The sequence below is a fragment of the Streptomyces bobili genome (assembly GCF_002154575.1).
GTDB lineage: Bacteria > Actinomycetota > Actinomycetes > Streptomycetales > Streptomycetaceae > Streptomyces > Streptomyces bobili.
Map to the genome: position 1 here is coordinate 1 of NZ_MUBA01000187.1, position 3154 is coordinate 3154.

General features: G+C 69.8%; 3 protein-coding genes. 2 read left to right on the plus strand and 1 reads right to left on the minus strand.

Annotation, left to right across the window (positions count from 1 at the left end):
- Nucleotides 1-67: 67 nt before the first annotated feature.
- On the minus strand, nt 68-1084 hold the full coding sequence (locus BZL64_RS15940) for a zinc-dependent alcohol dehydrogenase family protein (RefSeq protein WP_086769851.1): 1017 nt from the start codon (nt 1082-1084) through the stop codon (nt 68-70).
- A gap of 170 nt (nt 1085-1254) precedes the next feature.
- Between BZL64_RS15940 and BZL64_RS15945 the strand changes: the two genes are divergently transcribed.
- Together BZL64_RS15945 and BZL64_RS15950 are read left to right on the plus strand one after the other, a co-directional pair.
- Entirely contained in the window at nt 1255-2139 is an 885-nt protein-coding gene (locus tag BZL64_RS15945; protein WP_086769852.1) for a helix-turn-helix domain-containing protein, read from the plus strand.
- On the plus strand, nt 2136-3005 hold the full coding sequence (locus BZL64_RS15950) for a helix-turn-helix domain-containing protein (RefSeq protein ID WP_086769853.1): 870 nt from the start codon (nt 2136-2138) through the stop codon (nt 3003-3005). Before BZL64_RS15945 ends, BZL64_RS15950 begins: the two co-directional genes overlap by 4 nt.
- Nucleotides 3006-3154 lie beyond the last annotated feature (149 nt).

Here is a 3154-nt window from a genome sequence, read left to right on the forward strand (position 1 = left end):
GGGGAGGGGGGCGTGCCGGGGCCGGGCGGTTTCGCACGCTAGGCCGGGTGACGGGACGGTCTACGGGTCAGGGCTTCAGGAGGGCTTTGACGGCGCGACGCTCGTCCATCGCCCGGTAGCCCTCGGCGACCTGGTCCAGGGGCAGGGTGAGGTCGAAGACCTTGCCCGGGTTGATACGGCCGGACAGGACCCGGTCGATCAGGTCGGGCAGGTAGCGGCGCACGGGGGCGGGGCCGCCGCGCAGGCCGACCTGGGAGAAGAACAGCTCCTGGCCCTCGACCGAGACCTCGTGCGGGACGCCGACGAAGCCGACGTTGCCGCCGGGGCGGGCGGAGTGCAGGGCCTGCCGCATGGACTCGGGGGTGCCGACACACTCGAGGACCGAGTCGGCGCCGGTGCCGCCGGTGAGGTCCTTGACGCGGGCGATGCCTTCGTCGCCGCGTTCGCTGATGATGTCGGTGGCGCCGAACTCCAGGGCCAGCTTCTGCCGGGACGCGTGGCGGCTCATAGCGATGATCCGCTCCGCGCCGAGTTCCTTCGCGGCGATGACCCCGCACAGGCCGACCGCGCCGTCACCGACGACGACGGCAGTGGAGCCGGGCCTCACCTCGGCCGCGAGGGCCGCGTACCAGCCGGTGCCCATCACATCGGAGACCGCGAGCAGGCTCGGCACCAGATCGCCGGACGGGTGCTCGTCGGTGGCTACCAGGGTGCCGTGAGCGTTGGGGATGCGGATGTAGTCGGCCTGGCAGGTGCTCATGAACTCGCGGTGCAGGCAGGAGGACTGCCAGCCGTTCAGACAGTTCGCGCACGTGTTGTCCGAGGTGGCGAAGGAGCCGACCACGAACTGGCCCGGCTTGACGTCGGTGACCTCGCTGCCCACCTCCTCGACGATGCCGACGTACTCGTGCCCCATCGGATGGGGTTCGTCCACCGGTTCAGCGCCGCGGTAGGGCCACAGGTCCGAGCCGCACACACACGTGGCGACCGTACGGATGACGGCGTCGGTCGGCCGGCTGATCTTCGGGTCGGCCAGGGTCTCGAAGCGCACGTCGCCGGGGGCGTGAATGACTGCTCCGCGCATGATGGTGCTTCCTTCGGTACGAGGTTCGTGAACCGCAGCCAGGGACAGGAACGGCTGCTCACGATCGATCGTCACCCGTAAGAGTGGGCACGAAAAGCGGAGGAATCCATCCTGGGAGCGGAACATCCAGGGAGGAAATCCTCCCCCCTTCTCCGGGTGCGATCGATGTAATGCTGGGGAGCATGACCAGCAATGTCACCTTGAACGAACTGGGAGAATTCCTCAAGAAGCGCCGCGCGAAGCTGAGCCCGCGCACGGTCGGACTTCCGACGGCCACCCGGCCGCGCCGGGTGGCCGGGCTGCGCCGTGAGGAGGTCGCCCAGCTGGCCTCGATCAGCACGGACTACTACACGCGTCTGGAGCAGGGCCGTATGCAGGCGTCCGCTCCCGTGCTGGACACCATCGCCCGTGTCCTGCGCCTGGACGACGACGAGCGCGGCTATCTGTTCCAGCTCGCGGGCAGGACCACCGTCCGCACGCGGCGCCGCGGCGCGCAGAAGGTCCAGCCGCAGTTGCAGCGGGTCCTGGAGGACCTCACCTCCGTCCCGGCCATGGTCCAGGGACGGCGCGGTGACATCCTGGCGTGGAACGCGCTGGCGGCGGCGCTGGTCACCGACTTCTCCGGCATCCCGGAGAAGCACCGCAACTACCCACGGCTCCTGTTCACCGACCCAGCGGTACGTCGCCTCTACGCCGACTGGGAAACGGCCGCGCAGGTCACCGTGGCACAGCTGCGGATGGAAGCGGCGAAGTATCCCGAGGACCCTCGTCTGATCGCACTGGTCGGTGAACTGTCCATGCGTGACCAGCAGTTCGCCCAGTGGTGGGGCGACCACCGCGTCGCCGCCCGCACCGTGGGCACCAAGACCCTGATCCATCCGGTCGTCGGCGAGGTCACCCTCGACTGCGACACCCTCACCGCCAGCACCGACACCGACCAGTACATGACGGTCTGGACCGCCGCCCCGGGATCCCCCGCGCACGACAGGCTGCGCATCCTCGCCTCCTGGGCCGCCGACCAGAACCTGCCGGCCTCGTCAGGATGGGAAGCATGACCAGCAACGTTCCTCTCGATGAGCTGGGCGAATTCCTCAAGAAGCGCCGTTCGGAACTGAGCCCGCGCACGGTCGGGCTGCCCGAGACGGGCGGGCCGCGCCGGGTGGCCGGGCTGCGCCGTGAGGAGGTCGCCCAGCTGGCCTCGATCAGCACGGACTACTACACGCGTCTCGAGCAGGGCCGTATGCAGGCGTCCGCTCCCGTGCTGGACACCATCGCCCGTGTCCTGCGCCTGGACGACGACGAGCGCGGCTATCTCTTCCAGCTCGCGGGCAAGACCACCACCCGTACCCGGCGCCACGGCAGGCAGAAGGTCCAGCCCCAGCTGCAACGCGTCCTGGACGACCTGACCGCCACTCCGGCCATCGTGCAGGGGCGGCGCGGTGACATCCTGGCGTGGAACGCGCTGGCGGCTGCCCTGGTCACTGATTTCTCCCGTATCCCGGAGAAGCACCGCAACTACCCGCGGCTCATCTTCGTCGATCCCGCGATGCGCACCCTGTACGCCGACTGGGAGGGCTCGGCGCAAACCGCGGTGGCGCAGGTACGGATGGAGGCGGCGACCTATCCCGAAGACCCGCGTCTGATCGCACTGGTCGGTGAACTGTCCACGCGGGACAAGCAGTTCGCGCAGTGGTGGGGCGACCATCGCGTCGCCGCCCGCACCATCGGCACGAAGACCCTCAACCATCCGGTCGTCGGCGAACTCGTCCTGGACTGGGACACGCTCACCGCCAACACCGATCCCGACCAGCACCTCACCGTCTGGACCGCCGCCCCCGGTTCGCCCACCCACGAGCGGCTGCGCATCCTCGCCTCCTGGGCCGCCGACCAGAACATGGCGCCCTCTTCCTCCCTCCGCTGACCGGTGCCACGCCCACGCCGACGGTACGAGGGTGAGGGCGGCCGGCACCGTGCCGAGCGGGGGAGGTCCTTACGTCCGTCGAGGCCCGATCCGGGCCGCGGAGCCTGCGGCCAGGCCCGGCTGACCGTACAGTGCTGGCAGGCTCCGCG